5 protein-coding genes are annotated in these 6,060 nt (G+C 68.9%); 3 read left to right on the top strand and 2 right to left on the bottom strand.

Annotated elements, in window-relative coordinates; all coding sequences use genetic code 11:
• Positions 1–188: 188 nt before the first annotated feature.
• Positions 189–2,744: a DNA translocase FtsK gene (locus ABZX37_RS34815; RefSeq protein WP_354746865.1), complete on the bottom strand. Its 2,556-nt coding sequence runs from the start codon at positions 2,742–2,744 to the stop codon at positions 189–191.
• Between the two features lie 141 nt (positions 2,745–2,885).
• Between ABZX37_RS34815 and ABZX37_RS34810 the strand changes: the two genes are divergently transcribed.
• Entirely contained in the window at positions 2,886–3,536 is a 651-nt protein-coding gene (locus tag ABZX37_RS34810) for a hypothetical protein (RefSeq protein ID WP_354746863.1), read from the top strand.
• Positions 3,537–3,567: 31 nt separating this feature from the next.
• On the opposite strand, the gene ABZX37_RS34805 is transcribed toward ABZX37_RS34810, so the two are convergent.
• Positions 3,568–4,413 carry a helix-turn-helix domain-containing protein gene (locus ABZX37_RS34805; protein ID WP_354746861.1) on the bottom strand — a complete coding sequence of 282 codons (846 nt, stop codon included), beginning with the start codon at positions 4,411–4,413 and terminating at the stop codon, positions 3,568–3,570.
• 216 nt (positions 4,414–4,629) lie between these two features.
• Between ABZX37_RS34805 and ABZX37_RS34800 the strand changes: the two genes are divergently transcribed.
• Together ABZX37_RS34800 and ABZX37_RS34795 are read left to right on the top strand one after the other, a co-directional pair.
• Entirely contained in the window at positions 4,630–4,986 is a 357-nt protein-coding gene (locus ABZX37_RS34800) for a hypothetical protein (protein WP_354746859.1), read from the top strand.
• Positions 4,987–5,247: 261 nt separating this feature from the next.
• The gene (locus tag ABZX37_RS34795; protein WP_354746857.1) at positions 5,248–6,057 is read left to right on the top strand and encodes a lysophospholipid acyltransferase family protein; all 810 of its coding nucleotides are present in this window, start codon (positions 5,248–5,250) and stop codon (positions 6,055–6,057) included.
• Positions 6,058–6,060: the final 3 nt, after the last annotated feature.

Below are 6,060 nucleotides of genomic sequence, written 5' to 3'. Positions count from 1 at the left end.
GCCCGGGAGCGGAAGCCGGTAGTGGTCCGTGAGGGGAACCCTGAGGGAATCAGATTCCCTCAGGGTTCCCCTCACGGACTTCAAGACCCGGCCACATGGTGACAAATAGGGCATTTCGACGTATTTGGCGTCCTTTGTGGACGGTTTAGCGGGCCGGGGTCGCGGCTCAAGTTCCTGGCACGCGCGGCTCAGAAGTCTTCTTCTTCGCCGCTGGCGGGCGACCCGCCCGCGTCGGAACCGCCGCGGATCATGAACAGCACCGACTCCAGTTCCTCCGGCTTGATCAGCACGTCGCGGGCCTTCGAACCCTCCGACGGGCCGACGATGCCGCGGCTCTCCAGCAGGTCCATCAGGCGTCCGGCCTTGGCGAACCCGACGCGGAGCTTGCGCTGCAGCATCGAGGTGGACCCGAACTGCGACGTGACGATCAGCTCGGCGGCCTGCAGCAGGACGTCGAGGTCGTCGCCGATGTCCGGGTCGATTTCCTTCTTCTCGCCCGCCTTGGCGCTGGTGACGCCCTCGTTGTAGTCGGGCTGCGCCTGTTCCTTGGCGAAGTTGACGACCGCGGCGATTTCTTCGTCGCCGACGAACGCGCCCTGGATACGGACCGGTTTCCCGGCTCCCATCGGCAGGTAGAGCGCGTCGCCCATGCCGATCAGCTTCTCCGCGCCCGGCTGGTCGAGGATGACCCGCGAGTCGGTGAGCGACGAGGTGGCGAACGCGAGCCGCGAGGGCACGTTCGTCTTGATCAGGCCGGTGACGACGTCGACCGACGGCCGCTGCGTCGCGAGCACCAGGTGGATGCCCGCGGCACGGGCCTTCTGGGTGATCCGGACGATCGCGTCCTCGACGTCGCGCGGGGCGGTCATCATCAGGTCGGCGAGCTCGTCGACGATCGCCATGATGTACGGGTACGGCTGGTACTCGCGTTCGCTGCCCGGCGGCGCGGTGATGTCGCCGGAGCGCACCTTGGAGTTGAAGTCGTCGATGTGGCGGACCCGGTTGGCCTGCATGTCCTGGTAGCGCTGTTCCATCTCCTCGACGAGCCAGGCCAGCGCGGCGGCGGCCTTCTTCGGCTGCGTGATGATGGGCGTGATCAGGTGCGGGATGCCCTCGTACGGCGTCAGCTCGACCATCTTCGGGTCGATCAGGATCATCCGGCATTCGGCGGGCGTCGAGCGGGCCAGCAGCGACACCAGCATCGAGTTCACGAAGCTGGACTTGCCGGAACCAGTCGAACCGGCCACCAGCAAGTGCGGCATCTTCGTGAGGTTCGCGGTGACGAACTCGCCCTCGATGTCCTTGCCGAGGCCGACCAGCATCGGGTGGTTGTCCTTGACCGTGGACGGCGCGCGCAGCACGTCGCCGAGCCGCACCATCTCGCGGTCGGAGTTCGGCACCTCGATGCCGACCGCGGACTTGCCCGGGATCGGCGCGAGCAGCCGGACGTTGTCGGTGGCCACCGCGTAGGCGATGTTCTTGGTCAGCGCGGTGATCTTCTCGACCTTCACGCCCGGGCCGAGCTCGACCTCGTAGCGGGTGACCGTCGGGCCGCGGGTGAAGCCGGTGACCTGCGCGTCGACGTTGAACTGGTCGAGGACGCCGCTGATCGCCTCGATCATCTGGTCGTTGGCCTTGCTGCGGGTCTTCGGCGCGTCGCCGAGCTTCAGCAGGTCCGGCGGAGGGAGCGCGTAGTCGCCCTCGACGGTGCGGGTGACCGACAGCGCGGGTTCCGGAGCCTTCTTCTGCTTCTTCTCCGGCACCTCGGCGGGCGGCGCGACCGGCTTCGGCGGCCGGATCGGCGTGGCCGGCTCGGCGAGCGCGGCGTCGATGTCGAGCTGCTCGCCGTCCTTGTCGGCGCTGGCCTGACGCCGCCGCGACGGCTTCCGCAGCCGGACGGCCTTCGGCTCGGGCTCGGGTTCTTCGGTGTCGTGCTCGTCTTCGTGCTGGCCGCCCTCGTACTCGGCCAGTTCCTGCTCGTCGAGGCCCCAGGTGCGCAGGCGGTGCGGGATGTCGCGGACCGGCGTGCCGGTGAACACGAGCACGCCGAACAGCAGCGCGAGAATCAGCAGCGGCACCGCGACCCACGTGGTGACGCCCTTGGTCAGCAACCCGCCGGAGAACGCGCCGAGAATGCCGCCCGCGTACATGCGGCCGTCGTTGGTGTCCGGGAGCGCGGTGAAGATGTGCAGCATCCCGAGCACGGACAACACCACCAGCACCGTGCCGATGACCATCCGCGGCCGGGTCTCCGGCTGCGGCTCGGACCGCATCAACGCGACGGCGACCACGAGCAGCACCAGCGGAAGCGTCACCGCCCCCGCGCCCAGCACCGTCCGGGTGGCGACCTCGACGCCCGCCCCGATCGGCCCGGCCGCGCGCCACCAGACGCCGACCGCCGCGACGATCGCCAGCGCGATCAGCCCGAGAGCCAGCCCGTCACGACGGTGTTCCGCTTCGAGTTCCCGCGTGCGCCCGACTGTGCGGGCCAGCGAACCGATCCCCTTGGCGGCGAGGTTCCAGGTACTGCGCACTCCGCGCCCGAGCGCGCCGTTCTTGCGCCGGGGAGCTGGGCGCCGGGCGCTCGACGTCCGCGGCCGGGAGCTGCTCCTGCCCCTGGCCGAGCCTTTGGACGTCCTGCTCGAGGCAGCCGTCCGAGACTTCGCCGGAGTACGCGAACTACGCGCCGGTGCCTTCCCGCCGCTTCCCGCCGTGCTCCGCTTCCTCGTCGCCGACCCAGCCATGCCTCCACGGTAACGGGCGCGGACCGATAGTCACATGTGCCACTCGCAGCGCACCCGAAACAATCGCCTCCAGATCACAGTGGATCTTGTGGAAGCATCGACGGTGTCCCTCGCCGTTCCCCGGGAAGCCGAGGTCTCTTGATGCCGAGCCCCGCCGAGGTCGTGCGCGCGCTTGCCGACCGGACCGCTTCCGCTCCTGTTCCTCGCGGTACTGGGCGATACCACTACCGCAGGACGTCCGGGTGGCATCAGCACACCGACCGGACTACCGCCGGGCAGGTTCTGTCGGCCAGCACTGAGTTCTTCGACCGCGAGGACTGGGTCGCCCCGGATGGATCCGGACGGTTGCTGATTACGCAGGGCAGCGCGGTCGTCCGGCCCAGCGGCTATTTCCCGCCCGGCGGGCTGATGGGGGACTTTCTGGTCGCGACGGATCTGTCGTCGGTGACTGCCGCGCTGAGTCGCCGGATGAGTCCTGCTGGAGCGGCCAAGGCTTTCACCACGGTTTGGCTGGTGCAGGTGGTGCCGCCGCGGTTGCAGCGGTTGTTGCTGCTGTGGCTGGCCGAGCGGCCGGGGCTGGTTGTGGAAGACGTGGATCTGCCGGGAGTGGTCGTGAGCGTTCCGGATTCGGCGTTCGCCAGTACGCGGCAACTGGTGTTCGATCCGGAGACCGGGATGTTGCTGCAGATCCGGAATGTCGAGGACGACGGGGCGACCATCGGGGGCTGCACTCGCTGGTTGGACTCCGGTTACGCGGAATCCACCGAGTCGCGACCGGCAGCGGCTTCCTGACCTGGGACAACCGGCGGCCGATGCCTGCGGATCAGGTCTCCTGATGGGGAAGAGCGAGGAACCGGGTGGGAGCGCAGCCGGTGAGCGCGCGGAACTCGCGGTTCAGGTGAGGTTGGTCGGCGTAGCCGCAGGCGGCGGCGATCTCCGTCGTGCGGTGCGGCCTGGGCAGGTGGAGCAGGTGCAGCGCGCGGTGGAACCGGGCGATCCGGGCGAACGCCTTGGGCGGCAGGCCGATCTGGGTGCGGAACCGCGCTTCGAGATGGGAGCGGCTCCAGCCGACGCGGTCGGCCAAATCGGTGACCGTCACCTGCCCGTGGGTCGTCTTGAGGAGATCCCAGGCGGCTTGGACGGGCACCGCCAAGCGCAGGTCGGGGTTCAGCCAGTCGCGCAGTCTCTGGTCGAGCAGCGCGAAACGGCCGGGCCAGCTCGGGGTGTACGCCAGCTGGTCGAGAAGGCGGGCCGCCCGGGTGCCGAGCAAGTCGGTGAGGCCGGCGTAGGCGGGCAGTTCGCTGAGCGGAGCGCCGAACAGGGCCTGCGCGCCGAGCGGGGTCAGCCCGACGACCATGCCGTGGTCGGGCCCGGTCTGCTCGAACACCAGCGGACCGCTGTGGATGCCGACGACCGGGGACGGCGGCTCGCGCCTTCCCCGGCTGCCGCTCGTCGTGATCATCCGGCGCTGCAGGTGCTCGAAGTCGAGGATCAGCTTGACGCCGTCGATGGGAGCGATGCGCCGCACGACCGGCGTGGCGCCGTCATAGCGTGATCCGGCGTATCCGAAGACATACGCCGCCAGCCGCGGATCAGGGCGTCCGGTGACACTCTGACCTGAGCACGCCTCGCCCTCGCGACGCGACAGGTTTCCCACCCATCTGTCCACGTTCCCCCTCGCAGAACAGCGCAGCAGTCCCGGAGCCAGGGTAGCCACCGGCGACGCCGGGCGAAAGACCGTGCATTTGTTCAAGACCGCGGCGACCGCACCGATCTAGCGTGTGTTTGTCAGCCGCGAAAGCGAGCGCCAGAAGCGGCAACGCACGGCTGGCCGGCTTCCAGCGCACTGCCTAACGTTCACTCCCAGGGAAGGAAATTGCCCGGAATGAGGACTTCTTTAGCGAAATCTGCTGCCTGCGCGGCCATGGCGGTGTCCATGCTCGGGTTGTGCACACTCCCGGTACAGGCCGCACCGAAGACGCCCGCGAGCGGCGGGTATTTCAGTCCGGTGTGCGATTACGGCCGGGCTTGCCTTCGATTGAAGAGCAACGGCCAATGGTACAACTTGCTCGATTGTGCGGATCATCCCATGCACGACTATTACTATATGGCGAAAGCTCACGGAAATTCGTTCCGTGTGCTTTATCAGGATCGTGGGGCGTGGGACGACGTCGGCGCGTGGGTGACCCGGCCGCTGGACCCCGGAAACATCGTCATCAACGCTTTCGTGGGCTGCGGCTAAGGCGGGAATCGCGCCGGTCCCGGAGGCGAGTTCGGCGGCGGGGACAGGGCATCCGCGGGCGGCGACGGCGAGGGGCGGCGCCCGCGGATGACCGCCCGCTTGACGGCGTCCAGGCCAGGGATCGCAGCGGACGGACAATGGCGGCCAGAAGCGGCGACAGGCACGCCCTGAACTGCGGCAATACCCCCAGAAGCACCCCTGGCCCCACCTCACCGAGAACCGCGTTGTCCCAGGTGGACTCGCCCGTGAAATGCTTTGCCCATGTTCGCGCTGCAACAGGACGAGGCTCCGCGCCGTGCCCCCGCGATCTGGCGGACGATGCTCAACATCGACCGGGGGCTGGTGAACCTCGTCGGGCGGCTCACGGTCACCGGGTCGGTCCCGCGGGAGCTCCGGGGCAAACCGCTGCTCATGGCGGCCAATCACATCGGCGTGTTCGACGCCTTCGTGCTCATGGCGGCCTGCAAGCGGATCGGCATCAATCCCCGCTTCATGCTCGCCGGCGGGATTCTCGACGCTCCGGTGATCGGCCCGGCGCTCAAAGTCAGCGGGCATTTGCGCGTGGACCGGGCCAAGGCGGCGACCGCGATCGGGCAGTTCGCTGAAGCCGCCGAGGCGTTGCGGACCACGCGCGAGCCGATCGTCGTTTATCCGGAGGGGCGGATCAGCCACGACCCCGGACTGTGGCCGGAGCGCGGCAAGACGGGGGCGGCCCGGCTCGCGCTCGCGGCGGGCGTGCCGGTGATTCCGATCAGCCAGTGGGGCGCGCACGAGGCCGTGTACTGGGGCACCGAGACCGTGAACGGGCCCGCGGATCTGCTTCCGCTGGCGAAATCCGGGTTGAGCGCGCCGTTGCGGCGGCCTCGGTTCAAGGTGCATTTCGGGACCCCGGTCGACCTGTCCGACGTCGAGCCGGAGCGGCCGGGCGCGGGCGTTCGCGCGCACGCCAAAATCATGCAGGCCATCACCGACGGCATGATCCCCTTGCGCCGCCACGAACCCATTCGTCCGCGCTTCCACGACCCGACCCGGCCGACCGACACGGTCAGTCCCTGGAAGCCGCAGCGCTGAGTC

The sequence above is a fragment of the Amycolatopsis sp. NPDC004079 genome (assembly GCF_040610415.1).
GTDB lineage: Bacteria > Actinomycetota > Actinomycetes > Mycobacteriales > Pseudonocardiaceae > Amycolatopsis > Amycolatopsis halotolerans.
Note: the sequence above shows the minus strand (reverse complement) of the source record. Positions and strands in the feature narration are given on the sequence as shown.

What these genes read in the sequence shown, in the direction of transcription:
- ABZX37_RS34810 (WP_354746863.1), top strand. Translation starts at nt 2,886, where the DNA reads ATGCCGAGCCCCGCCGAGGTCGTGCGCGCGCTTGCCGACCGGACCGCT.
- ABZX37_RS34795 (WP_354746857.1), top strand. Translation starts at nt 5,248, where the DNA reads ATGTTCGCGCTGCAACAGGACGAGGCTCCGCGCCGTGCCCCCGCGATC.
- ABZX37_RS34815 (WP_354746865.1), bottom strand. Translation starts at nt 2,744, where the DNA reads ATGGCTGGGTCGGCGACGAGGAAGCGGAGCACGGCGGGAAGCGGCGGG.
- ABZX37_RS34800 (WP_354746859.1), top strand. Translation starts at nt 4,630, where the DNA reads ATGAGGACTTCTTTAGCGAAATCTGCTGCCTGCGCGGCCATGGCGGTG.